This window comes from Streptomyces sp. NBC_00012, assembly GCF_045040875.1.
In the GTDB taxonomy this organism is placed as follows: domain Bacteria; phylum Actinomycetota; class Actinomycetes; order Streptomycetales; family Streptomycetaceae; genus Streptomyces.
In genome coordinates this window covers 7044587-7067485 of sequence record NZ_CP108309.1, presented here as the reverse complement: position 1 = coordinate 7067485, position 22899 = coordinate 7044587, and the positions used below count along the sequence as shown (strand labels likewise).

22 protein-coding genes are annotated in these 22899 nt (G+C 71.6%); 9 read left to right on the top strand and 13 right to left on the bottom strand.

The features are described 5' to 3' along the window. Positions 1-155: 155 nt before the first annotated feature. Both OHA19_RS32325 and OHA19_RS32320 read left to right on the top strand, forming a co-directional pair. Positions 156-758: a pyridoxamine 5'-phosphate oxidase family protein gene (locus OHA19_RS32325; protein ID WP_405710871.1), complete on the top strand. Its 603-nt coding sequence runs from the start codon at positions 156-158 to the stop codon at positions 756-758. A 55-nt stretch (positions 759-813) separates the two neighbouring features. Next, positions 814-1515 carry a L,D-transpeptidase gene (locus OHA19_RS32320; RefSeq protein WP_405710873.1) on the top strand — a complete coding sequence of 234 codons (702 nt, stop codon included), beginning with the start codon at positions 814-816 and terminating at the stop codon, positions 1513-1515. Positions 1516-1540: 25 nt separating this feature from the next. Here OHA19_RS32320 and OHA19_RS32315 read toward each other — a convergent pair whose 3' ends face one another. Genes OHA19_RS32315 through argC form a run of 5 tightly spaced genes read right to left on the bottom strand, consistent with a single transcriptional unit; the run spans position 1541 to position 6359 of the window. Next, on the bottom strand, positions 1541-2077 hold the full coding sequence (locus OHA19_RS32315; RefSeq protein WP_405710875.1) for an arginine repressor: 537 nt from the start codon (positions 2075-2077) through the stop codon (positions 1541-1543). A gap of 10 nt (positions 2078-2087) precedes the next feature. Further along, positions 2088-3284 (bottom strand): acetylornithine transaminase, encoded by a 1197-nt coding sequence (locus tag OHA19_RS32310; protein ID WP_405710877.1) that lies wholly within the window; start codon positions 3282-3284, stop codon positions 2088-2090. Then, positions 3281-4183: an acetylglutamate kinase gene (gene argB, locus OHA19_RS32305; protein ID WP_405710878.1), complete on the bottom strand. Its 903-nt coding sequence runs from the start codon at positions 4181-4183 to the stop codon at positions 3281-3283. Before argB ends, OHA19_RS32310 begins: the two co-directional genes overlap by 4 nt. Next, positions 4180-5334: a bifunctional glutamate N-acetyltransferase/amino-acid acetyltransferase ArgJ gene (gene argJ / locus OHA19_RS32300; protein WP_405710880.1), complete on the bottom strand. Its 1155-nt coding sequence runs from the start codon at positions 5332-5334 to the stop codon at positions 4180-4182. The genes argB and argJ overlap by 4 nt, the downstream gene beginning before the upstream one ends. Beyond that, entirely contained in the window at positions 5331-6359 is a 1029-nt protein-coding gene (gene argC / locus OHA19_RS32295) for an N-acetyl-gamma-glutamyl-phosphate reductase (protein WP_405710882.1), read from the bottom strand. The genes argJ and argC overlap by 4 nt, the downstream gene beginning before the upstream one ends. Positions 6360-6552: 193 nt before the next feature. Here argC and OHA19_RS32290 point away from each other — a divergent pair, with 193 nt between their 5' ends. From OHA19_RS32290 to OHA19_RS32275, 4 genes are all read left to right on the top strand, one after another. Continuing rightward, positions 6553-7074, top strand: coding sequence for an ATP-binding protein (locus OHA19_RS32290; protein WP_405710884.1), 522 nt, complete (start codon positions 6553-6555; stop codon positions 7072-7074). 146 nt (positions 7075-7220) lie between these two features. Then, the gene (locus OHA19_RS32285) at positions 7221-7718 is read left to right on the top strand and encodes a peptidylprolyl isomerase (protein ID WP_405710885.1); all 498 of its coding nucleotides are present in this window, start codon (positions 7221-7223) and stop codon (positions 7716-7718) included. 110 nt (positions 7719-7828) lie between these two features. After that, the gene (locus OHA19_RS32280) at positions 7829-8338 is read left to right on the top strand and encodes a hypothetical protein (RefSeq protein ID WP_405752463.1); all 510 of its coding nucleotides are present in this window, start codon (positions 7829-7831) and stop codon (positions 8336-8338) included. Positions 8339-8416: 78 nt separating this feature from the next. Further along, complete coding sequence (locus tag OHA19_RS32275; RefSeq protein ID WP_405752461.1) at positions 8417-9160, top strand: Clp protease N-terminal domain-containing protein; 744 nt, start codon at positions 8417-8419, stop codon at positions 9158-9160. Between the two features lie 255 nt (positions 9161-9415). Here the strand turns inward: OHA19_RS32275 and OHA19_RS32270 are convergent, their stop codons facing one another. After that, on the bottom strand, positions 9416-9991 hold the full coding sequence (locus OHA19_RS32270) for a histidine phosphatase family protein (protein ID WP_405710891.1): 576 nt from the start codon (positions 9989-9991) through the stop codon (positions 9416-9418). A gap of 145 nt (positions 9992-10136) precedes the next feature. Beyond that, positions 10137-11606, bottom strand: coding sequence for a PLP-dependent aminotransferase family protein (locus tag OHA19_RS32265; protein WP_405752458.1), 1470 nt, complete (start codon positions 11604-11606; stop codon positions 10137-10139). Between OHA19_RS32265 and OHA19_RS32260 the strand changes: the two genes are divergently transcribed. Next, entirely contained in the window at positions 11605-12663 is a 1059-nt protein-coding gene (locus tag OHA19_RS32260) for a DMT family transporter (protein WP_405752455.1), read from the top strand. The two genes, OHA19_RS32265 and OHA19_RS32260, sit on opposite strands and share 2 nt — an antisense overlap. 14 nt (positions 12664-12677) lie before the next feature. After that, entirely contained in the window at positions 12678-12890 is a 213-nt protein-coding gene (locus OHA19_RS32255) for a DUF1918 domain-containing protein (protein ID WP_405710897.1), read from the top strand. Between the two features lie 103 nt (positions 12891-12993). Here the strand turns inward: OHA19_RS32255 and OHA19_RS32250 are convergent, their stop codons facing one another. Continuing rightward, on the bottom strand, positions 12994-14274 hold the full coding sequence (locus OHA19_RS32250; protein ID WP_405710899.1) for a glycoside hydrolase family 10 protein: 1281 nt from the start codon (positions 14272-14274) through the stop codon (positions 12994-12996). 199 nt (positions 14275-14473) lie between these two features. On the opposite strand from OHA19_RS32250, the gene OHA19_RS32245 reads away from it, so the two are divergent. After that, positions 14474-15334 (top strand): 3-hydroxybutyryl-CoA dehydrogenase, encoded by an 861-nt coding sequence (locus OHA19_RS32245; protein WP_072484448.1) that lies wholly within the window; start codon positions 14474-14476, stop codon positions 15332-15334. A 72-nt stretch (positions 15335-15406) separates the two neighbouring features. Here the strand turns inward: OHA19_RS32245 and OHA19_RS32240 are convergent, their stop codons facing one another. The 5 genes from OHA19_RS32240 to OHA19_RS32220 all read right to left on the bottom strand — a co-directional run bounded on the left by OHA19_RS32240 (position 15407) and on the right by OHA19_RS32220 (position 22823). After that, positions 15407-15937 carry an NUDIX domain-containing protein gene (locus tag OHA19_RS32240; protein WP_405710901.1) on the bottom strand — a complete coding sequence of 177 codons (531 nt, stop codon included), beginning with the start codon at positions 15935-15937 and terminating at the stop codon, positions 15407-15409. A gap of 114 nt (positions 15938-16051) precedes the next feature. Then, positions 16052-17401 carry a transcriptional regulator gene (locus tag OHA19_RS32235; RefSeq protein ID WP_405752452.1) on the bottom strand — a complete coding sequence of 450 codons (1350 nt, stop codon included), beginning with the start codon at positions 17399-17401 and terminating at the stop codon, positions 16052-16054. Between the two features lie 422 nt (positions 17402-17823). Further along, entirely contained in the window at positions 17824-20337 is a 2514-nt protein-coding gene (gene pheT, locus OHA19_RS32230) for a phenylalanine--tRNA ligase subunit beta (RefSeq protein ID WP_405710905.1), read from the bottom strand. Beyond that, on the bottom strand, positions 20337-21464 hold the full coding sequence (gene pheS / locus OHA19_RS32225; RefSeq protein ID WP_405710907.1) for a phenylalanine--tRNA ligase subunit alpha: 1128 nt from the start codon (positions 21462-21464) through the stop codon (positions 20337-20339). Before pheS ends, pheT begins: the two co-directional genes overlap by 1 nt. Before the next feature lie 198 nt (positions 21465-21662). Further along, a complete protein-coding gene (locus OHA19_RS32220; protein WP_405710909.1) occupies positions 21663-22823 on the bottom strand; it encodes an ATP-binding protein in 1161 nt (386 codons plus the stop codon). Between the last annotated feature and the right edge of the window lie 76 nt (positions 22824-22899).

Genomic DNA, 22899 nt, shown 5'->3' with positions numbered 1-22899 from the left:
GTCGCGCCGCCCGAGTGTTGGGTATAACTATGCAGAGCTCCGTATGTTTTGTCAAAGCTATGCGACCCTCCCCCACCGGCCCGCCGGCCGTCCCGGGTGTCCCATGGGCTGAAATCACCTCGTCGGCACCGGAGTCGGCAACGACAATGACACCCATGGGTAAAACGTATGAACGTATCGACGGTCGGCTCAGGACCTTCATCGAAGAGCAGCACATCTTCTTCACGGCGACGGCGCCCCTGGACGGCGAGGGCACGGTCAACCTCTCCCCCAAGGGCGTCAGCGGCTCGTTCGCCGTGATCGACGAGCTGACCGTGGCCTATCTGGACTTCGCGGGAAGCAATGCCGAGACCGTCGCCCACCTCCGCGAGAACGGCCGCATCACACTGATGTGGTGCGCCTTCCAGGGGCCGCCGAACATCGTGCGGGTGCACGGCCGCGGTGAGCCGGTGTTCCGGGACGACCCGCGGTTCGGCCCGCTGCTCACCCACTTCCCGGACGTGGACCCCGCCCTCCACGGGCTGCGCGCCGTCATCGTGGTGCGGGCCGAACTGATCCGGGACACCTGCGGCTACGCGGTGCCGTTCATGTCGTACGACGAGGACCGGTCGCTGCACGCCCGGCGCTTCGCCCGCGAGGACGACGCCTCGCTCGGCGCCTACTTCGAGAAGAAGGACCACATCGCGTCGAGCATCGACGGGCTGCCGGGGCTGCCGCTCCCGCTGCCGGCCATGCCGCCGCGGGCGGGGCGCGATTGAGCCGTACGGAGCAGATCCGCGGGTGGCGTCCGGCCAAAGGGTCTACCGTCCGGGCATGCGCAGATCCCTGGTGACCTTCTCGGTACTGCTCGCGCTGACGGGCTCCGTCGCGGCCCGGCCCGCAGCCGCGCCCCCGCTCCCGGACCGGATGGCCGACACCGGCGGCGGCACCCAGCTGATCACGGCCGAGGCCCCGGCCGAGGGCTCCACCACGGGCACCGTGACGTGGTGGAACCTGCGCCGGGGCACCTGGGTGAAAGGCGGGTCCGCACCGGCCCGCTTCGGCGCCAACGGCCTGGCCGAGGGGGCGTCGCGCAAGCAGGGCACGAACACCACCCCCACCGGCCTGTACGACCTGCCGTACGCCTTCGGCGTCAAGCCCGCCCCGGCCGGCACCGTCCACCCCTACCGTCGGGTCAGCGACCGGTCGTGGTGGTGCCAGGACAACGCGGCACGGGCCTACAACCGCTGGGTGGAGCCACGGCCCCAGGACTGCCGGGCGGGCGAGGCGGAGCATCTGATCGCGTACCCGACGCAGTACGCCCGCGCGCTCGTCATCGGGTTCAACTACGAGCGGCCGGTGCGGGGTCGCGGCGCTGGGATCTTCCTCCACGTCAACGGGCGTGGCGCGACCGCCGGTTGCGTCTCCGTACCGGCGGCCGCGATGGACCGGATCCTGGACTGGGTGAACCCGGCCCGCCGTCCGCACATCGCGATCGGGACCAGGTCCGGCCCGACCGCGATCACCCGCTACTGACGCGGCCCGGCCGACACCGGTCCGCTCAGCGCTCGTTCTGCGCCAGTCGCAGCAGATGGTCGGCGAGCGCCTGGCCGCCCGACGGGTCGCGGCTGATCAGCATCAGGGTGTCGTCACCCGCGATGGTGCCGAGGATGTCGTGCAGTTCGGCCTGGTCGATGGCCGAGGCGAGGAACTGGGCCGCGCCCGGCGGTGTGCGCAGCACCACGAGGTTGGCCGAAGCCTCCGCGGAGATGAGCAGTTCGGCGGAGAGCCGCCGCATCCGCTCCTCCTTCGCGGACCCGCCCAACGGCGCCTGCGGGGTACGGAATCCGCCCTCGCTCGGCACCGCGTAGATCAGCTCGCCGCCGGTGTTGCGGATCTTCACCGCGCCCAGCTCGTCCAGATCGCGGGAGAGCGTCGCCTGGGTGACGCTCAGCCCGTCGTCGGCGAGGAGCTTGGCCAACTGGCTCTGCGAGCGCACCGGTTGCCGGTTCAGGATGTCCACGATCCGGCGGTGGCGTGCGGTGCGGGTCTGCGGCACGGACGGCCCGCCGTACTCGGTTTCCTGCGCCTCGGTCATCGTCGTCGCCTCATTCTCCGGATCGTCCGTCCCCTTGTGCCGCGTCGAGAGCGCCGGGCAGTGCCCGGAGCAGCGCGTCCACTTCCGCGTCGCCGATGATCAGCGGCGGCATGAGCCGCAGGACATCGGGGGCGGGCGCGTTCACCAGGATTCCGGCGCTCTGAGCCGCCTGCTGCACCTGGGGCGCGAGGGGCTCGGTGAGCACGATACCCAGCAGCAGTCCGGAGCCCCTGACGTGGGAGACCAGCGGGTGGCCGAGACCCTCCACGCCGTCCCGGATCTTCTCGCCGAGCCGCTTGACCCGGTCCAGGACGCCGTCGGCGGCCAGGGTGTCCAGGACGGCGAGACCGGCGGCGCAGGCGATCGGGTTGCCGCCGAACGTCGTGCCGTGCTGGCCCGGCTTCAGCAGATCGGCGGCCGGGCCGAAGGCCACGGTCGCGCCGATCGGCAGTCCGCCGCCCAGACCCTTGGCGAGAGTGACGACATCGGGCTCGATGCCCTGGTGGGCCTGGTGCTCGAACCACTGGCCGCAGCGGCCGATACCGGTCTGCACCTCGTCGAGCACCAGCAGGGTGCCGGTGGCGCGGGTGATCTCCCGGGCGGCCTCCAGATACCCGGCGGGCGGTACGACCACACCGTTCTCGCCCTGGACCGGCTCGATGATCACCAGCGCGGTCTCGGTGGTGACGGCGGCCCGCAGGGCCTCCGCGTCGCCGTACGGGACGTGCGTGACGTCACCGGGCAGCGGGAGGAACGGTTCGCGCTTCTTGGGCTGGCCGGTCAGTGCGAGCGCGCCCATGGTCCGGCCGTGGAAGCCGCCGTCGGTGGCGACCATGTGGGTCCGCCCGGTCAGCCGGCCGATCTTGAAGGCTGCCTCGTTGGCCTCGGCACCCGAGTTGGAGAAGTAGACGCGGCCGCTCCGGCCGAAGAGCTGGAGCAGCCGTTCGGCGAGCAGGACGGGCGGCTCGGCGATGAAGAGGTTGGAGACATGGCCGAGGGAGGCGATCTGGGTGGAGACGGCCTCGACCACGGCGGGGTGGGCGTGCCCCAGCGCGTTCACCGCGATACCGCCGACGAAGTCGAGGTACTCGGTGCCGTCGGCGTCCCACACCCGGGCGCCGTCGCCCCGGACCAGGGACAGCTGCGGGGTCCCGTAGTTGTCCATCAGCGCCTTGCCCCAGCGCTGTGCGAGTTCCTGGTTGCTCATGACTCCCCCTGCGCGTCGGGCACGACCATCGTGCCGATTCCTTCGTCGGTGAAGATCTCCAGCAGGATCGAGTGCTGGACCCGGCCGTCGATCACACGGGCGGTCTCGACGCCGTTGCGCACGGCGTGCAGGCAGCCCTGCATCTTCGGCACCATGCCGCTGGAGAGTTCCGGCAGCAGCTTCTCCAGCTCGGCCGCGGTGAGCCGGCTGATCACGTCGTCGCTGTTGGGCCAGTCCTCGTAGAGGCCCTCGACATCGGTGAGGACCATCAGCGTCTCGGCGTTCAGCGCGGCGGCGAGCGCGGCAGCCGCGGTGTCGGCGTTGACGTTGTAGACGTGGTTGTCGTCGGCGGAGCGGGCGATGGAGGAGATGACCGGGATCCGGCCGTCGTCCAGCAGCGCCTGGATCGCCCCGGTGTCGATGGCGGTGATCTCGCCGACCCGGCCGATGTCGACGATCTCGCCGTCGATGGTGGGCCGGTGCTGGGTGGCGGTGATCGTGTGGGCGTCCTCGCCGGTCATGCCGACGGCGAGCGGGCCGTGCTGGTTGAGCAGGCCGACGAGTTCGCGCTGGACCTGGCCGGCCAGCACCATCCGTACGACGTCCATCGCCTCGGGCGTGGTGACGCGCAGGCCTGCCTTGAACTCGCTGACCAGGCCCTGCTTGTCGAGCTGGGCGCTGATCTGCGGGCCGCCGCCGTGCACGACGACGGGCTTGAGGCCGGCGTGCCGCAGGAACACCACGTCCTGGGCGAAGGCCGCCTTCAGCTCGTCGTCGATCATGGCGTTGCCGCCGAACTTGATGACGACGGTCTTGCCGTTGTGCCGGGTCAGCCAGGGCAGCGCCTCGATGAGGATCTGTGCCTTCGGGAGTGCGGTGTGTTTCCGCGCCGCGCTCATGAGCTGTACGCGCTGTTCTCGTGGACGTAGTCCGCGGTGAGGTCGTTGGCCCAGATGACGGCGGACTCGGTGCCGGCGGCGAGGTCGGCGGTGATCCCGACCTCCCGGTAGCGCATGTCGACCAGGTCGCGGTCCTCGCCGACGCCGCCGTTCTTGCAGACCCAGACGCCGTTGATGGCGACGTTCAGCTGGTCGGGCTCGAAGGCGGCCTTCGTGGTGCCGATCGCGGAGAGCACCCGGCCCCAGTTGGGGTCCTCGCCGTGGATGGCGCACTTGAGCAGGTTGTTACGGGCGATGGAGCGGCCCACCTCGACGGCGTCGTCCTCGGTCGCGGCGTTGATGACCTCGATCCGGATGTCCTTGGAGGCGCCCTCGGCGTCACCGATGAGCTGGCGGGCCAGGTCCGCGCAGACGGTCCGTACCGCCTCGGCGAACTCGCCCTCCTCCGGGGTGATTCCGCTCGCCCCCGAGGCCAGCAGCAGCACGGTGTCGTTGGTCGACATGCAGCCGTCGGAGTCGACCCGGTCGAAGGTGGTGCGGGTGGCGGCGCGCAGCGCGGTGTCGAGTCCGGCGGCGTCCACGTCGGCGTCGGTGGTGAGGACGACCAGCATGGTGGCGAGGCCCGGGGCGAGCATTCCCGCGCCCTTGGCCATGCCGCCGACGGTCCAGCCCTCGCCGCCCGCGACCGCGGTCTTGTGGACGGTGTCGGTGGTCTTGATCGCGATGGCGGCCTTCTCGCCGCCGTGCTCGCTGAGGGCGGCGGCGGCCTGCTCGATGCCGGGCAGCAGCTTGTCCATCGGGAGCAGTGTGCCGATCAGCCCGGTCGAGGCGACCGCGATCTCACCGGCGTTGTGGCCGGTGAGCACCTCGGCGGCCTTCTCTGCGGTGGCATGGGTGTCCTGGAAGCCCTTGGGTCCCGTACAGGCGTTGGCGCCACCGGAGTTGAGGACGACGGCGGTGACCTCGCCACCCTTGAGCACCTGCTCCGACCAGAGGACGGGGGCGGCCTTGACGCGGTTGGAGGTGAAGACGCCCGCGGCGGCACGACGCGGACCGTGGTTGACCACGAGGGCCAGGTCCGGGTTACCGCTCTCCTTGATTCCCGCGGCGATGCCCGCCGCGGAGAACCCCTGTGCTGCCGTGACGCTCACGGTGCGACTCCGATCGTGGAAAGACCTGTGTCCTCGGGAAGTCCGAGGGCGATGTTCATGCTCTGCAGGGCGCCGCCGGCGGTGCCCTTGGCGAGGTTGTCGATGGCGCTGATCACGATGATCCGGCCCGCCGCCTCGTCAAGAACAACCTGGATCTGTACGGCGTTGGAACCGTGGACGGACGACGTGGCGGGCCACTGCCCCTCGGGGAGCAGTTCGACGAAGGGCTCGTCGGCGAACGCCTTCTCGTACACGTCACGGACCGACTCGGCACTCACGCCGGGCTTCGCCTTCGCACTGCAGGTGGCGAGGATGCCGCGGGGCATCGGCGCCAGGGTCGGCGTGAAGGAGACCGTGACCGGTTCGCCGGCCGCCGCACTGAGGTTCTGGATCATCTCCGGGGTGTGCCGGTGGCCCCCGCCGACGCCGTACGGCGACATGTTGCCCATCACCTCGGAGCCGAGCAGATGCGGCTTGGCCGCCTTGCCCGCCCCGGAGGTGCCGGACGCGGCGACGATCACGGCCTCGGGCTCGGCCAGCTGGGCCGCGTACGCCGGGAAGAGCGCGAGCGAGACGGCGGTCGGGTAGCAGCCGGGCACCGCGATACGCTTGGACCCCGCCAGCGCAGAGCGTCCGCCCGGCAGTTCCGGCAGACCGTAGGGCCAGGTACCCGCGTGCGCCGAGCCGTAGAACTTCTCCCAGTCACCGGCGTCCTTGAGCCGGAAGTCGGCCCCCATGTCGACGACCAGCACCTCGTCGCCGAGCTGCTCGGCGACGGCGGCCGACTGTCCGTGCGGGAGGGCGAGGAAGACGACGTCGTGCCCGGCGAGGACCTCGGGAGTGGTCGGCTGAAGCACCCGGCCGGCGAGCGGCCGCAGGTGCGGTTGCAGCGTGCCGAGCTTCTGTCCCGCGTTGGAGTTGGCGGTGAGCGCCCCGATCTCGACCTGGGGGTGAACCAGCAGGAGACGGAGCAGCTCCCCACCGGCGTATCCGCTCGCCCCTGCCACTGCCGCACGTACCACCATCGAAATCCTCCTCGTCGATGGCATGACTATACGCATGCCCGCACTTTTATGCAAAGCTTTCGGGGTGTCGCCCGGCGATCGCCACATCGGCCGGAGAGCCGATACGCGATCCTCGCGGCCGGTACCGCCCCGAGGTGCACCGGATCCCCGCCCCGCCCGTTCGCACGAGCCGCGAGGCGATAACGTCGAACCCATGATCGTATGGCTCAACGGCACCCACGGCGCCGGCAAGACGACGACCAGTGCACTCGTGCAGCAACTGATCCCGGATTCACGGGTGTTCGACGCCGAGAAGGTCGGCGTGACACTCATGGACATCACACCGGGGCTGCCCTGGACGGGCAACTTCCAGCACTGGCCGCCGTGGCGGCAGCTCGTGGTCGAGACCGCCCGCCACGTACTCGACTACACCGGTGGCACCCTGGTGATGCCCATGACCGTCCTGGTCGAGGAGTACTGGCGCGAGATCAGCACGGGCCTCGCCCAGCACGCCATTCCCGTACGGCACTTCGTCCTCCACGCCGACCAGGACACGCTCCGCGGGCGCATCGAGGGGGACACCGTCATGGGCCCCTCCTCGTTCCGTCTCGAATACCTCGAGCCCTACGCCGAGGCGGCCCGCACCTGGCTGCACGGTGAGGCGGAGGTCGTAGACACCACACACCTCACACCCGCCCAGGCCGCCCTGCGGATCTCGGAGGCCGTCAGGAGCTGAGGCCCGATCGCCACGCGGAGGCCGCGCCGCGGTGTCATCCACCCCGTGGGCCGGAACGGTCCGGCGGGCCCCGGCACCGCCCCCCGGCGGGGCTGCGACCCGTGCCCGCCCGTCGACGCCGGAGGCGTCGATGTCAGGATGGTTCCATGACGAGCAAGGTTTACTTCGACATCACCATCAACGACGAGCCCGCAGGGCGGATCACTTTCAAGCTGTTCGACGACATCGTTCCCAAGACGGCGGAGAACTTCCGCGCGCTGGCGACCGGCGAGAAGGGCTTCGGTTACAAGGGGTCCTCGTTCCACCGCATCATCCCCGCCTTCATGCTGCAGGGCGGCGACTTCACCGCGGGCAACGGCACCGGCGGCAAGAGCATCTACGGCGCCAAGTTCCCGGACGAGAACTTCAAGCTGTCGCACACCAAGCCGGGCCAGCTGTCCATGGCCAACAGCGGCCCCGACTCCAACGGCTCGCAGTTCTTCATCACGACGATCGTGACGTCGTGGCTGGACGGCAAGCACGTGGTGTTCGGCGAGGTCGACGACGAGGCCGGACTGGACCTGGTCAAGAAGATCGAGGCCCTCGGCACGCAGAGCGGCCGCCCGCAGGCGAAGATAACCATCGCGGACAGCGGCGTCCTCTGAGCCGCACCCGCAACCGCTGAATCGAGCGCGCCGCCCGGCAGTCCCGCCGGGCGGCGCGCTCAGTCGTACCGGCGGCCGGACCGCCTCGGCCCCCTCGGTACGGTGCCGGGATGGGGAACACATTCCACGGCGGGGGCCGCAGCCTGTCCATGTCCAACGGAGGCACGGACGTCTTCGTCGACGTGCTCGTGTTGGCCGTGTCCGATCTCGCCGAGAGCGTCTGGCAGTACCGCTTCGCCACCCTGCTGACCTTGCAGGACCAGGGCGCCATGGGGCGCGGGGTGGTCGGATTCGACCTGGAGGAGATCGACTGGGGCAGCTCCACCGATGAGCGGGCCACGGCGAAGGACTTCATCCTGCGAGTGATCGATCTGGCGCTGCGCAGGCACCGGTGGGACGAGCTGGGCTACGAGCCGCCCTTCGCCGAGGGATATCTGCGGCAGTACCGGGAGATGGTCGTGACGTTCGACCCCGCCGGCGCCGAGCGGCAGAGCGGCAGGTTCCCCTTCCCCGGCCCGGAGGAGGCCGCCATGGCCTCGTGCGTACGGCACCGCGTGCTGTGCGCGCCGGCGTACTGGGACGCATGCGTCTTCTGCAACCGATCCATGGCGCCCCGCTGATTCCGTGGCGCATCGCCCCACCGACCTCACCGTCAACCAATGGTTGACACCTCGCCACTGTCAACCTAAGGTTGACGCATGGTGAATCCCGTACGCCCGACGCATCCCGTGCGCCTCGACGACCTGATCGAGGCCATCAAGAAGGTTCACACCGACGCCCTCGACCAGCTCTCGGACGCGGTGATCGCCGCGGACCACCTCGGTGACGTGGCCGACCACCTGATCGGACACTTCGTGGACCAGGCCCGCCGCTCCGGCGCCTCCTGGACCGACATCGGCAGGAGCATGGGGGTGACCAGGCAGGCCGCCCAGAAGCGGTTCGTGGCCAAGGACCCCGGCGAGGTGTCCGATCTCGACCCCAGTCAGGGGTTCAGCCGCTTCACCCCGCGGGCCAGGAACGTCGTGATGGCCGCACAGAACGAGGCCCGCTCGGCGCGCAACGACGAGGTGGGCACCGTGCACCTGGTGCTGGGGCTGCTCAGCGAGCCGGAAGGACTGGCTGCGGCGTTCGTCAAGGCCCAGGGCATCACCCTGGAGGACGTCCGCCGGGCCGCGACCGAGGCGCTGCCGCCGGCCGCGGCCGGCGAGCTGCCGGAGATGGTCCCGTACGACGCCGGGGCCCGCAAGGCGCTGGAACTGACGTTCCGGGAGGCCCTTCGGATGGGCCACAACTACATCGGCACCGAGCACATCCTGCTCGCGCTGCTGGAACAGGAGGACGGTACGGGAGTGCTGACAGGCCTCGGCATCGACAAGGCGGCCGCCGAGGCGGACATCGCCGAGGCCCTCGCCCTGCTCACCGCCCCGAAGGAGGACGGCTGAGCGGGGCGGCACCGGCCGCCGTGTGACGGACGGCGGCCGGTGCGCGGTCCCCGCCGGCCGCGGCGAATTCCGGCCAGCGCGCGACGACCGGGGCACCGCGACCGTGGTGGCCCCGGTCGACGCGGGCACGGCGCACTGAGCGGGCGGCTCTCGTCCGCGGGCCGTGCGCCGACCAGGGATTCCGGCTCCCGTCGGCCGGGCTCCCGCTCCCCGGAGGCCGCGCGGGCCCGGGGCGCCGGCCGTCGCGGCGGGCGGTCAGCGGACTCCCGCTTCGAGCCGGAGGCTCCAGCGGCCCGGCACTCCGGTGAGAGTGACCGTGGAGAGCGGCCCGACATCCACGTTCCAGTACGTGGACGGCGGGGCCTTGAGCGCGTACACGAGCGCGGCCCGGACGACCGCCGGTTCGGCGACGGCGACGATGGCTCCGTCGCATGCGGGGCGGGTGTCCAGCCAGCCCCCTATCCGCGAGATGAAGGCGAGCAGCGGTTCGCCGCCGTGGGGAGCGGAGCGCGGGTCAGCGAGCCAGGCGTCGACGCCCGCGGGTTCGCACGCCGTGACATCGGCGAGGGTGCAGCCCCGCCAGCGGCCCATGTCGCAGTCGCGCAGGGCCGGCTGGACGAGCGGGGCGAAGCCGAGTGCGTCGCCGGTGGCACGGCTGCGCGGCGTCGGTGAGCAGTAGCGCAGCTCGGCGGCGCCCAGCGGCATGAGGGCGGGCGCGGCGAGCCGTATCTCGTACAGCCCGGTGTGGTCGAGCGGCCGGTCGTCGTCGAAGCGCTCGGCGAGCAGGGTGGAGCTGCGAGCCGCGGCGACCAACGAGACTCTGGAAGTCATGGCGGTGATCGTGGATCCGAACACTCTTCCGGTCAAGAGGGCCTTCACAAGTCCGTGCGCCGCGGTCGAGGTGAGGCGGATCCCGCGGCACCCGCCCCCGATTGGCTGGAACCGCCCTTCTCATGGGGCGTGCGGGCATCCCCGGTCAGGGCCGGCGACCACCGCCGGAACCGCTCAGGACTTCGTCGCAGGCGGTGCGCAGCCGGCGGATCCCCTCGGCGATCTCGGCCGCCCCGGCGGCCGCGGCAAAGCTCAGCCGGATCTGCGGGGACGGGGGCTCGGCGCAGAAGTACGGGCGGCCGGGGGCGATGGCGACACCTGCGCGCAGGGCCGCCGACACCACCGCGGACTCGTCCGTACCGGCCTCCGACTCGGGCAGGCGCAGCCACAGACTGCCGCCTCCGGCGGGGATGTGCGCGAGCGTGAGGTCGGGCAGCTCCAGGCTCAGGGCCGTTGTCATGGCGGTGCGGCGGTTCCGCAGCCCGGCCGACACGGAACGCAGGTGGTGACCCCACGCCGGGGATCCGACGAGTTCGAGCGCGGCCTCCTGGAGCGGCCGGGGGACGAAGAAGCTGTCGACGACCTGGATGGCACGCAGCCGGCCCAGCACGGGCCCGCGGGCGGCGAGCGCCCCCACCCGCAGGCTCGGCGAGGCGATCTTGGTGAGGGAGCGGACATGGACGACCACCCCGTCCGGGTCGTCGGCGGCCAGCGGTGCGGGCAGCGGCCCGGCGTCGTCGTGGACGAGCCGGCGCGCGAAGTCGTCCTCGACGACGAAGGCGCCCGCCGCACGGGCGATCCGGACGACCTCCGCGCGCCGTCCGGGGGCGAGGACCGCGCCGGTCGGGTTCTGGAAGAGCGGCTGGCAGACGAAGACGCGGGCGCCGGTGGCCCGGAACGCCGCGGCCAGCAGCTCCGGCCGTACGCCGTCGGCGTCCACGGGCACCGGCACGGGCCGCAGTCCGGCGGCGCGGGCGACCGCCAGCATGCCGGGGTAGGTGGGCGACTCGACCAGCAGCGGGGCGCCGGGCGGGGCCAGCGCGCGCAGCGCGGTGGCCAGGGCGCTCTGGCCACCCGCGGTGATCAGCACGTCGGCGGCGGTGAGCGCGGGCCCGATCTCGCGGGCGAACCAGGCACGCAGTTCGGTCAGGCCGTCGGTGGGCGGCCGGTCCCAGGCGCCGGGGCGGCGGCCGGCCCGGGCGAGGGCGGCGGCGAGCGCCCGCTCCGGCTGGAGGGAGGAGTGGAGGTAGCCGCCGTTCAGCTCGATGACTCCGGGCGGCGGTGCGGCGAGCGTGACCAAAACCCCGGAGGCGTCGACGGTGCGCGGCACCGCTTCGGGCCCGCCGTCGCCGCTGAGGGAGACCTCCTGCCAGGAGGTGTCGCCCGGCGGGGGTACGTCGGTACGGGGCTGCGCCCGGAAGGCACCGGAGCCGGGCCTGGTGACCACGAGGCCCTCGGCGACGAGCTGTGCGATGGCCCGGGAGACGGTGACGGGGCTGACCCGGAAACGCTCGACGAAAGCTCGACTGGACGGCAGCTTTCCCCCGGGTGAGTAGCGGTTCAGTTCACTCCTGAGAGATCCGACGAGGTCGGCGACGCTGCTACGCTCGTGCATGAGAGCCAAGAGTAGCGCTATCGACCAAAGCTCGATAGCGGTCGATCCATCGCCCGATATCGACCTCGCCACCGGAACCAGTACCGGCAGCAGCACCGCCACCGGCCACAATCCGCAGCGCGGCGGTCTCGTGCTCGCCGGGCTCGGCGTCTTCACCTTCTCGCTGACCTTTCCCGCCACCGCCTGGGGCCTGGAGAGCTTCGGCCCCTGGTCGCTGGTGGCGCTGCGCACCCTCCTCGGCGCGGTGATCGCGGGCGGCGCGCTGCTCCTGGGGCGCGTCGCGATGCCGGACCGCCGGCACCGGGCCGGCCTCGTCGTCGTCGCCGCGGGCGGGGTGGTCGGCTTCCCGCTGCTGACCACGCTGGCGCTCGAGACCTCGACGACCTCGCACGCGGCCGTGGTCGTGGGGCTGCTGCCGCTGACCACCGCGGTGTTCTCCTCGCTGCGGACCGGAGCACGGCCGCCCCGCGCCTTCTGGATCGCGGCGCTGGCCGGGGCGGCCGTGGTGATCGTGTTCACCGTGCAGCAGAGCGGGGGCGCGCTTTCCGGTGGCGATCTCTGTGTCTTCGGCGCGCTGCTGATCTGTGCGGCCGGGTACACGGAGGGGGGCAGGCTGGCGCGGGTGATGCCGGGCTGGCAGGTGGCCGCCTGGTCGCTGGTCCTCTGCCTGCCGCTCGCGGTGGTGGGGGTGGCGGTCGCGTTGCCGGCCGAGCCGGTGCGGCTGACCGCGCACGGGGTGATCGGTCTGGTCTGGGTGGCGGCCGGTTCGGCCTTCCTCGGTCTGTACGTCTGGTACCGCGGGATGGCGGAGATCGGGGTGCCCCGGGCCAGCCAGCTCCAGCTCGGGCAGCCCCTGCTGACCCTGCTGTGGTCGTTCCTCCTGCTCGGCGAGACGGTTCCGGCAGCGGCGCCGGTGGCCGCTGTCGCGGTGCTCGTCTGCATCGCGGCCACCCAGCGGGCGGGGCGTGACGGGCGTCCGCGGCGAGCGGCCCGTACTCCCCACCGGGCGAAGTCGGCTCCGGGCCATAGACTTGTCGACATGGACCGCCACCCGTGAGGAGGTCAGTCCCGATGGAGGCACACACGGGCGACCAGCTGCTGATACACGGCAGGACCGTGGGGCAGCACGACAAGGTCGCAGAGATCGTCGAAGTGCTCGGGGCCGGGGGCACTCCCCCGTACCGCGTCCGCTTCGAGGACGGACACGAACACCTGGTTTCACCCGGTCCCGACAGCGTCGTACAGCACGCCGACACCCGGAAGCAGGCCCCGGAGACTCCGTAGCGGCCTCCGGCGGTCGGCACTGCTCCTCGCCCCCGGGCCGGGGGCGGGCCGGTCGGTTCCCGAGCCCGCCCCGATCATCCGTTGCGTCCACTCCGCCCTTCGGTCAGCGGGGTGGGCGCACCCTGTTGCGGTAGTGGTCGCCGACCACCCGGTCCATGGCCCCGATCCGGTCCCGGACCACGTCCTTCCCGGAGAAGTAGACGTGACCGCGCACCTGGTCGTACCCGGCGGCGAAGTCGATGTGCCGGGAGAGTTCGGCGGGGTCCTGCCAGGCGGCGGGCTGGGCCGGGTCACCGGCCTTGTAGAGCGCCTCCCCCACGAACAGGTCGACGCCCGTTCCGCGTACCACCTCGTCCCACCAGGGCAGCAGCTTGGCGTAGTCGGCGGCGGCGAAGCCGATGTTCCAGTAGATCTGCGGGCAGATGTAGTCGATCCAGCCCTTCCTGACCCAGCCGCGGGTGTCGGCGTGCAGGTCGTCGTAGGTCTGCACCCCCGCCTTGGTGTCGGAGCCGAGCGGATCGGTCGAGGCGTTGCGCCACACCCCGAACGGACTGATCCCGAACTGGACGTTCTTCTTGATCTTCTTGATCCGCTCGGCGGTCTCGCGCACCAGCTTGTCGGTGTTGTCGCGCCGCCAGGCGGCCTTGTCCGGGAAACCCGCGCCGTACTTGCGGTACGTGGCGTCGTCGTCGAAGACCTGCCCGGCCACGGGGTACGGATAGAAGTAGTCGTCCCAGTGCACGGCGTCGATGTCGTAGCGGCGGACGGCGTCCAGCATCGCGTCCTGGACGAAGCGGCGGACCTCCGGGATCCCGGGGTTGTAGTAGAGCTTCCCGCCGTACGGCAGGACCCAGTCGGGGTGCACCCGGGCCGGGTGGGTGGCGGCCAGCCGGGACGGGTCGGTGTGGTTGGCGACCCGGTACGGGTTGAACCAGGCGTGCAGTTCCAGGCCGCGGCGGTGCGCCTCGCGGACGGCGGTGCCCAGCGGGTCCCAGCCGGGGTCCTTGCCCTGGACGCCGGTGAGGTATTGGGCCCACGGCTCGTAGGGCGAGGGCCACAGCGCGTCGGCGGTCGGCCGGACCTGGAGGATGACGGTGTTCAGCCGCCGCTCGACGGCCTCGTCGAGGTACGCGATCAGTTCGGCCTGCTGCGCGGCCGCAGTCAGGCCGGGCTTCGAGGGCCAGTCGAGATTGGCCACGGTGGCGACCCACATGCCGCGCAGTTCGCGCCGGACGACACGACGGTGGTCGCCGGAGCGCTCCGGCACTCCGGTCCGCCGGGCCGGATCCGCGACGGCCTCACCCGCCATGGTGACGGTGCTCACCACCCCCGCGACCAACCCGGCCGCCCCCGCCACAAAGCTCCTTCGGGCCATTTGCCGCATTTCTCTGCACCTGCCGTCTCTCTGTCATCGTCGTCAACGGTTCGTAGCCCCTGTATTCAGGCGTAACGCAGAGCATGCCCGCCCCGGCCCACGATGACCCGTAGGCCGCGGAGTAACGTCGGGGGGTCGGGGCGGGCACCGGAATCAGACGGGAACCTGCGACACGCAGAACAGCGAAAGGCACGAGGTGACGGACTCTATGGCCGACATTGCACGCGTCGGAGTGGTGGGCTGTGGCCAGATGGGCGCGGGTATCGCGGAGGTGTGCGCGCGCAGCGGTCTCGAGGTCATGGTGGCCGAGACCACCGGCGAGGCACTGGAGATCGGCCGCACCCGGCTGCACAACTCCCTCTCGAAGGCCGCCGAGCGCGGCAAGATCACTGCCGAGGAGCGCGACGAGACGCTCGCCCGGCTGAGCTTCACCACGGACCTGGGCGAGTTCGCCGACCGCGACCTCGTGATCGAGGCCGTCGTGGAGAACGAGCAGGTCAAGACCGAGATCTTCCAGGTGCTCGACCAGGTGGTGACCCGGCAGGACGCGATCCTCGCCTCGAACACCTCCTCCATCCCGCTGGTGAAGCTGGCCGTGGCGACCTCCCGCCCGGACCAGGTCATCGGCATCCACTTCTTCAACCCGGCCCCGGTGCAGAAGCTCGTCGAGCTGATCCCCGCGCTGACGACGTCCGACGAGACGGTGAAGCGCTCCGAGGCCCTGGTGCAGGACGTGCTGGGCAAGCACCCGATCCGCGCCCAGGACCGCTCCGGTTTCGTCGTCAACGCGCTGCTGATCCCGTATCTGCTCTCCGCGATCCGGATGTTCGAGTCGGGGATCGCCAGCCGTGAGGACATCGACAACGGCATGGAGCTCGGCTGCGCCCACCCCATGGGCCCGCTCAAGCTCTCCGACCTGATCGGTCTCGACACGGTGGCCTCGGTCGCCGACTCGATGTACGCGGAGTTCAAGGAGCCGCTGTACGCCGCTCCGCCGCTGCTCCAGCGCATGGTGGACGCGGGCAGGCTCGGCCGCAAGACGGGCTCGGGCTTCTACCCGTACTCCTGATCCTTCCTTCGTGCCCGTACGGGGCCGGTCCGGGCGATCCCCGGCCGGCCCCGTACGCGGTTGTGCGGTGCCTCACCCCAGCCGTAAGTGACGGAGCATCATCAGCCCGGCGGCCATTCCGGCGGCCGGTACCTCGCCACGGGCGATCAGGTCGGGCATCTGCTTGAGCGGTATCCACTCGCGGCGCGAGGACTCGAAGGCGTCGCTGGGCGGGCCGGTCCAGTCGGCCCGTTCGGACCAGTAGAGGTGGTGACGGGCGTCGATGAGGCCGTTCGACGGCTCCACGGTCAGCAGCGGGCGCAGCGGACCGGGGCGCCAGCCGGTCTCCTCCTCCATCTCCCGGGCGGCGGCCGCCGCGCTGTCCTCGCCGTCCTCGACGACGCCCGCTGCGAGCTCCCAGCCCCAGCTGTCCGTGATGAACCGGTGCCGCCAGAGCAGCAGCACCTCATCGGCCTCGTTGACGACGGTGGCCGCCGCGACGGGGCGGAGGCGGATGAGGTAGTGGTCGAGATGGCGGCCGTCAGGGATGACCACGTCCGCCAGATTGACTCGGAACCAGCGGTTCTCATACACAGTTTGTTCGTTCAGGTTCGTCCATTGCACGGTTCTGCCACCTTTCGACAAGTAGGTGGCAACATCGCAGCAGGAGCAGGAACGGAAGGGAACATACCGGTACCTGCGGGTCCGCACTCCCTGATGCCCGCTCCGGCTCCGCGCTCACAGCGGTACGCGCAACGCCCCGTCGATCAGTTCGGCGGCCCGCCCCGCGTCGGCGCAGCCACTCGCGACCAGGTCCTCGCGCACGGCACGCAGCCGGTCGCGCAGCCGTCGCGACTCCATGCCCCCGGCCTGCTCCGCCATCTCCACGGCGGTGGCCGCCGCCCGGTCCGCCTCGCCCTGACGCAGCTCGATATGGGTCAGCATGGCCAGCCGGTGCACCCGGCCCCGGTCGTGCGCCGGGATCCGTACCGCCTTCGCCGCGTGCTCCCGGGCACCCGGCAGATCACCGATGCCGAGCAGCGCCTCGGCCACCTGCACATCGACCAGTCCCGGCTGGACGTACCCCGTCTCGTCCGGCTCCTGGCCCGGCCTGATGCGCCCGGCCTCCGACTCGGCGCGCCGGATGCACTCCCGGGCCCCGCTCGCGTCGCCGAGGCGGGCGTACGCCTTGGCCTGCATCGCGTACAGGTCGGCGGCGAGCGCCGGGCTGATGTGTCCGGTGGCGGCCCGCAGCGCCGCCTGGGCGAAGGCCACGGACTGCCGGTAGTCGGCGAGGAAGAGCGACTGGTTGACCAGCAGGGCGATCACATAGCCGCCGAGCCCCCGGTCCCCGCTCGCCTTGGCAAGCCGCAGCGCCTGGTGGAAGTAGCGCTGGGCGAGCCCGTGCGCGTCGGAGTCGTACGCGCAGATCCCCGCGACCGCCACCAGACCGCCCGCCGCCCGGTACAGCCTGCGGCCCATCGCGTCGCTGTAGCCGCCGCGCAGCAACGGGGCGGCCTCGGCGTTGAGGAAGCCCACGATGCGGGACCGGGTCGCGATTCCGCCTGCCCGGCGGTACATCAGTTCGTAGTGGGTACGGGCCGCGCGCAGGGTCACTATGTCGGCCGTGGAGACCCGGGTCGTCCCGTCGCGGGAGACATCGGTGTCCTCCGGCGGGTTCTCCCACTCCCAGACCGGCATCACCGCCGTGGTGCCCGTGACGGCGGCCGGGGCGAAGGCGTGCGGGCGCTGCGCCTCGTCGGAGCGCCACAGCGCGGTGGCCCGCTCGACGAAGCCGGGGAGCGAGGAGCCGGGCACGGGCGATCCGGTGCCCGGGGCCGCCATGCCGATGTCGTCCAGCGAGACGGGCCTGCTCAGCCGGTTGCCGAGCACTTCGCAGACCAGGTCGGGCACCTGGCCGCGCGGGCGCTGGCCCTTCAACCAGCGGGCCACCGCGGTGTGTTCGTACCGCAGGCGCAGTCCGCGGGAGCGGCCGGCCCGGTTGATGTGCGCGGCGAGACCCGCCCTGGAGACGCCCGCCTCCTCGATCAGGGCAGCCAGCAGAATGTTGGGCTCCGTTGCCCCCATGTGCCCCTCCGGTGGTTCGGCACGCCTAGGCGTGTCGCACCAGTGGAGCACGATTCACACGGGGTGTGAACGCAATGCCCGAACCGTCCCGCTGCGCACCCTGTTGCGCCGGCGCGCGGATCGGTTGAATCAGTCGTCTCGCAAGAGGCGGACGGGTCGTCTGCTCCCCCTCGTACAGCACGACGACCCGCACCGCGCCGTCCGCTCTGCCGACCTGCCCGACACTCCGTGGCAGCGCGGACGGCGCCGGACCGCACGGCCCACTGCCCACGGATCGGAGGGTTGCTGCGGGATCGGCCCGGAGCCGGGTTCCCCCGGGCCGCGCCGGGGCCCGCGTGCGGTCCACGCCGTTCGGCGAGCATGGCAGGAGGGGCGCATCCGGTGACCGGATGCGCCCCTCCTCGCCGTCTGTGTACGGAACGCTACGCGCCCCGCAGCACCGCGCCCGTCCGCTCGGCGGCCAGGGCCACCGCCGCGTCGCGCGCGGCCGAGGCCTCGTCCACGGTCAGCGTGCGGTCCGCCGCGCGGAAGCGCAGCGCGTACGCGAGCGACTTGCGGCCCGCACCGATCTGCTCACCGGTGAAGACATCAAACAGCCGCACCGATTCGAGCAGTTCGCCCGCACCCTCGCGCAGCGCCCGCTCCACATCGGCGGCCGGGACGTTCTCCGCGACGATCAGCGCGACGTCCTGGGTCGCCACCGGGAAGGTGGAGATCCGTGGCGCCTGGAGCGCGCCGTCGACGGCCTGCTCCAGGACGTCGAGCTCGACCTCCATGGCGCAGGTGCGCTCGGGCAGGTGGAGGTCCTTGACGACCCGCGGGTGCAGCTCACCGGCGTGCCCGAACAGGGTCTCCTCGCCGTTCACCATGACGTACAGCGCGGCGCAGCGGCCCGGGTGCCAGGGAGCGTGCCGGTCGCTGCGCACGGTCACCTCGACACCGGCCTCGTGGGCGATCGTGCGGGCGGCCTCGATGGCGTCCGCCCAGTCGGCCGGGCGGCCCTTGCCCCACCAGCCGGCCTGCTCACGGGCGCCCGCGAGGACGGCCGCGGCGCGGCGCGGCTGGCGCGGCAGCGCGGCGTCGAGCGAGGCGATCTCCTCGTCGGTGGGACGCCGGTCGACGGGCAGCCGGACGGGCTTGGTCTCGTTGCCGGTCGGCCGGAAGACCAGGCCGGTCTCGAAGAGAGCGAGGTCGTGGCTGCCGCGGCCGTCGTTGCGCCGCAGTGCGCCGAGCAGGCCCGGCAGCAGCGTGGTGCGCAGCGCCGGCTCCTCGTCGGAGAGCGGGTTGACGAGCTTGACGGTACGGCGGCGGGCATCCTCGGCGTCGAGCCCGAGCTGGTCGAGCACGGCCTCGCCGATGAACGGGTAGTTCAGTGCCTCGACGTAGCCGGCTCCGGCGAGCGCCCGGCCGACCCTGCGGTACAGCCGCTGGCGGTCGGTGAGCCCGCGGCCCGACGGCGGGGTCGGGAGGGTGGACGGGAGGTTCTCGTAACCCTCCAGCCTGATGACCTCTTCGGCCAGGTCGTTCGGCTCGCTGAGGTCGGGACGCCAGGACGGCACGGTGACGATCAGCTCGTCCTGCCCGTAGACGTCGCAGCCGACCTCCTGGAGGCGGCGTACGACGGTCTCGCGGCCGTAGTCGACGCCGGCCACCTTGTCGGGATGGTTCGCGGGCATCGCGATGGTGCGGGGCGCCGACGGTGCGGTGACCTCGGTGACCCCGGCCTCGGCGGTGCCGCCGGCCAGCAGCACCAGCAGGTCGACGGTGCGCTGCGCGGCGGCCGCGGCGGCCTGCGGGTCGGAGCCGCGCTCGAAGCGCTTGGACGCCTCGGAGGACAGCTTGTGGCGGCGCGCGGTCCGGGCGATCGCGATCGCGTCGAAGTGCGCGGCCTCGATGACGACCTCGGTGCTGCGGTGCTCGCCGTCCTGGACGTCCGCGATCTCGGTGTTGGCACCGCCCATGACGCCCGCGAGGCCGATCGGCCCGCGATTGTCCGTGATGACCAGGTCCTCGGCGTCCAGGACGCGGACCGTGCCGTCGAGGGTGGTGAGCTTCTCGCCCTGCTGGGCGCGGCGCACCCCGATCGGCCCGTCGACACGGGTGCGGTCGTAGGCGTGCAACGGCTGGCCGAGTTCCAGCATCACGTAGTTGGTGATGTCGACGGCGAGCGAGATCGGGCGCATCCCGGCCTTCTGCAGCCGGCGCTGCAGCCAGATCGGGGAGCGGGCCTCGGGCTGGAGGCCGACCACGGTGCGCGCGGTGAACCGGTCGCAACCGATCGGGTCGGCGACCTTGACCGGGTAGCCGTACGCGTTCGGCGCGGGCACGTCCAGCAGGGCCGGGTCACGCAGCGGCAGCCCGTACGCGATGGCGGTCTCGCGGGCGACGCCGCGCATGGAGAGGCAGTAGCCGCGGTCGGGCGTGACGGCGATGTCCAGGACCTCGTCGACGAGCTGGAGCAGCTCGATCGCGTCGGTGCCCGCCTCGTGCTCCGGCGGCAGCACGATGATGCCGTGCGTGCCGTCGTCGCCCATGCCGAGCTCGTCGGTGGAGCAGATCATGCCGTGCGAGGTCTTGCCGTACGTCTTGCGGGCGGCGATCGCGAAGTCACCGGGCAGCACGGCGCCCGGGAGGACCACGACGACCTTGTCGCCGACGGAGAAGTTGCGGGCGCCGCAGACGATCTCCTGCGGCTCGCCGGTGCCGTTGGCGCTGCCGACGTCGACCGTGCAGAAGCGGATGGGCTTCTTGAAGCCCTCCAGCTCCTCGATGGTCAGTACCTGTCCGACGACCAGCGGGCCCTTGAGGCCGGCGCCGATCTGCTCGACGGTCTCGACCTCCAGACCCACGGCGACGAGCTTGGCCTGTACGTCACGGCCGGTCTCCGTCGCCGGCAGGTCGACGTACTCCCGCAGCCAGGAAAGCGGGACGCGCATCAGATCTCCATCCCGAACGGCCGGGTGAACCGGACGTCACCCTCGACCATGTCTCGCATGTCTTCTACGTTGTGGCGGAACATCAGCATCCGCTCGATGCCGAACCCGAAGGCGAATCCGCTGTACTTCTGGGGATCGACACCGCAGGCGATGAGCACCTTGGGGTTGACCATGCCGCAGCCGCCGAGCTCGATCCAGCCCTCGCTGCCGCAGGTGCGGCAGGGGCGGTCCGGGTTGCCGACGGACGCGCCGCGACAGACGTAGCAGACCATGTCCATCTCGGCGGACGGCTCGGTGAACGGGAAGAAGTTCGGCCGCAGCCGGGTCTTCATGTCCGGGCCGAAGAGTGCCTGGACCATGTGGTCGAGGGTGCCCTTGAGGTCGGCCATGGTGAGGCCCTCGTCGACGGCCAGCAGCTCGATCTGGTGGAAGACCGGGGTGTGCGTCGCGTCGAGCTCGTCGGTGCGGTAGACGCGACCGGGGCAGACGACGTAGACCGGCGGTTCCCGGTCGAGCAGGGAGCGGGCCTGGACCGGCGAGGTGTGGGTGCGCAGCACGACCCCGGACTCGTCGTTCCTTGCGCCGTCGGGGCCCTGGACGAAGAAGGTGTCCTGCATCTGCCGGGCCGGGTGGTCGGGCACGAAGTTCAGGGCGTCGAAGTTGAACCACTCCGCCTCGGCCTCGGGGCCCTCGGCGACCTCGTAGCCCATGGCCACGAAGACGTCCGCGACGCGCTCCATGATGGTCGTCAGCGGGTGGCGGGCGCCGGCCGGGGTGCGGTCGTAGGGCAGTGTGACGTCCACCGCCTCCTCGACCAGCACGCGGGCGTCCCGCTCGGCCTCCAGCTCCGCCTGGCGGGCGGCGAGGGCCTTGGAGACGGCGCCGCGGGCCTGGCCCACGCGCTTGCCCGCCTCGGCCTTGGCCTGCGGCGGCAGTGCGCCGATCTCGCGGTTGGCGAGCGACAGCGGTGAGGTACCCCCGGCGTGCGCGGTCTTCGCCTGGGCGAGCGCGTCGAGGTCGCCGGCGGCGGCGAAGGCGGCGAACGCCTCGTCCCGCATGCGCTCGATCTCTTCCGGTTTCAGTGCCTCGACCTCGACTGGGTCGTACGACTTGTTCGGTGCCGACATCTCTTCCCGTGCTTCCGATTGGCTGATACTGCGCTTACCGGGGAAGGCCCCGGACCCCCATGGCCCCGATCGACGACTGGAGGACGCAAAGGTGCCAAAGGTCGAGTCTAAGGGCCACAGGACGTGTGGGAGGTCCGTGGGCCGCTCGGGCCCGCCCGTCGCCCGCCACCACCCTGCCCGATTGCTCCGCAAACGCCTCTAGTTCATATAGGCCGGCGTGCTCACGGGCAGAATAAATCGGAATTCCGCGCCGCCGCCGGGGCCGCGGCCGACCGTGATCGTGCCGCCGTGCGCCTCGACGATGCCTTTGACGATGTAGAGGCCCAGGCCCGTGCCGCCGCGCTTGCTCCCCCGCCAGAAGCGGGTGAAGACACGGCCCATCGACTCCTCGGGGATGCCGGGGCCTTCGTCGCTCACGGTGACCGCCGTTCCCTTCTCGTCGCTCTTCGCGGGTGCGGGTGCGACTTCAATGGTGACGGTTCCCTCGCCGTGGCGCACCGCGTTTTCCAGGAGGTTGCCGAGCACCTGGTCGACCTTGTCCGGGTCGGCCCAGACCGCGGGCAGCGGCTGGCAGGTGCGGACCAGGAAGCGGTCGGGGTTCTGGCCGGTCGCGGTGAGGGCCTGTACATGACGCTCGACGGCGATGGAGAGGTCCACCGGCTGGCGCCGCAGCTCCAGGCGTCCGGAGTCGATCCGGGAGATGTCGAGCAGCTCGGCGATGAGCCGGGTGACGCGGCCGGCGTCGGCGTCGACCGTCTCCAGCATCAGGCGCTTCTGGTCGTCGGTGAACCGCTCCCACTTGGCGAGGAGGGTCGCGGTGAAGCCCTTCACGGAAGTCAGCGGGGAGCGCAGCTCATGGGCGACCGTGGCGATCAGCTCGGCGTGGCTGCGTTCGTTGCGGCGGCGGGCCTCGGTGCCGCGCAGCGAGACCACCACCCGGCGCACCGGTCCCCTCGGGTGCTCGCGCACGTAGCGGGCGGAGACCAGGACCTCCCGGCCGCCGGGCAGCAGCAGATTGCGTTCGGGCTGGCCGACCCGGGTGGCGAGGCCGCCGTAGGGATCGGTCAGGGCCCACCAGCGGCGGCCCTTGAGGTCTTCCAGCGGCAGCGCGTGCTCCAGGGAGCGGCCGAGGGCGGCGGCACGGGGCATCGCGGTGATCCGGGCGGCCGCGGCGTTGAAGCAGACGATCCGGCCGGTCTCGTCGGCAATGACCAGGCCGTCGGGCAGGTGGTCGGGATCGATCCCCAGGTCGACGGCTCCCGGCTCGGGGCTCCCGGCCGCGTCGTCCGCCTCGTCGGCGGATTCGGCGCACACGACGGCCGCATGTGTCTCGCGCGGCGTGCTCATGCCGACAGCCATATCCCGTACCCCACCTCTCGAACCGGCGCAGTGGGCCCCCGAGTTCGCCACCCTACTAGTCGTCGGTGACGCGGCG

Bases quoted from the DNA above. Each gene is read 5' to 3' on its own strand.
- OHA19_RS32325 (WP_405710871.1), top strand. From the start codon at position 156: ATGGGTAAAACGTATGAACGTATCGACGGTCGGCTCAGGACCTTCATC.
- OHA19_RS32320 (WP_405710873.1), top strand. From the start codon at position 814: ATGCGCAGATCCCTGGTGACCTTCTCGGTACTGCTCGCGCTGACGGGC.
- OHA19_RS32315 (WP_405710875.1), bottom strand. From the start codon at position 2,077: ATGACCGAGGCGCAGGAAACCGAGTACGGCGGGCCGTCCGTGCCGCAG.
- OHA19_RS32310 (WP_405710877.1), bottom strand. From the start codon at position 3,284: ATGAGCAACCAGGAACTCGCACAGCGCTGGGGCAAGGCGCTGATGGAC.
- argB (WP_405710878.1), bottom strand. From the start codon at position 4,183: ATGAGCGCGGCGCGGAAACACACCGCACTCCCGAAGGCACAGATCCTC.
- argC (WP_405710882.1), bottom strand. From the start codon at position 6,359: ATGGTGGTACGTGCGGCAGTGGCAGGGGCGAGCGGATACGCCGGTGGG.
- OHA19_RS32290 (WP_405710884.1), top strand. From the start codon at position 6,553: ATGATCGTATGGCTCAACGGCACCCACGGCGCCGGCAAGACGACGACC.
- OHA19_RS32285 (WP_405710885.1), top strand. From the start codon at position 7,221: ATGACGAGCAAGGTTTACTTCGACATCACCATCAACGACGAGCCCGCA.
- OHA19_RS32280 (WP_405752463.1), top strand. From the start codon at position 7,829: ATGGGGAACACATTCCACGGCGGGGGCCGCAGCCTGTCCATGTCCAAC.
- OHA19_RS32275 (WP_405752461.1), top strand. From the start codon at position 8,417: ATGGTGAATCCCGTACGCCCGACGCATCCCGTGCGCCTCGACGACCTG.
- OHA19_RS32270 (WP_405710891.1), bottom strand. From the start codon at position 9,991: ATGACTTCCAGAGTCTCGTTGGTCGCCGCGGCTCGCAGCTCCACCCTG.
- OHA19_RS32260 (WP_405752455.1), top strand. From the start codon at position 11,605: ATGAGAGCCAAGAGTAGCGCTATCGACCAAAGCTCGATAGCGGTCGAT.
- OHA19_RS32265 (WP_405752458.1), bottom strand. From the start codon at position 11,606: ATGCACGAGCGTAGCAGCGTCGCCGACCTCGTCGGATCTCTCAGGAGT.
- OHA19_RS32255 (WP_405710897.1), top strand. From the start codon at position 12,678: ATGGAGGCACACACGGGCGACCAGCTGCTGATACACGGCAGGACCGTG.
- OHA19_RS32250 (WP_405710899.1), bottom strand. From the start codon at position 14,274: ATGCGGCAAATGGCCCGAAGGAGCTTTGTGGCGGGGGCGGCCGGGTTG.
- OHA19_RS32245 (WP_072484448.1), top strand. From the start codon at position 14,474: ATGGCCGACATTGCACGCGTCGGAGTGGTGGGCTGTGGCCAGATGGGC.
- OHA19_RS32235 (WP_405752452.1), bottom strand. From the start codon at position 17,401: ATGGGGGCAACGGAGCCCAACATTCTGCTGGCTGCCCTGATCGAGGAG.
- pheT (WP_405710905.1), bottom strand. From the start codon at position 20,337: ATGCGCGTCCCGCTTTCCTGGCTGCGGGAGTACGTCGACCTGCCGGCG.
- pheS (WP_405710907.1), bottom strand. From the start codon at position 21,464: ATGTCGGCACCGAACAAGTCGTACGACCCAGTCGAGGTCGAGGCACTG.
- OHA19_RS32220 (WP_405710909.1), bottom strand. From the start codon at position 22,823: ATGGCTGTCGGCATGAGCACGCCGCGCGAGACACATGCGGCCGTCGTG.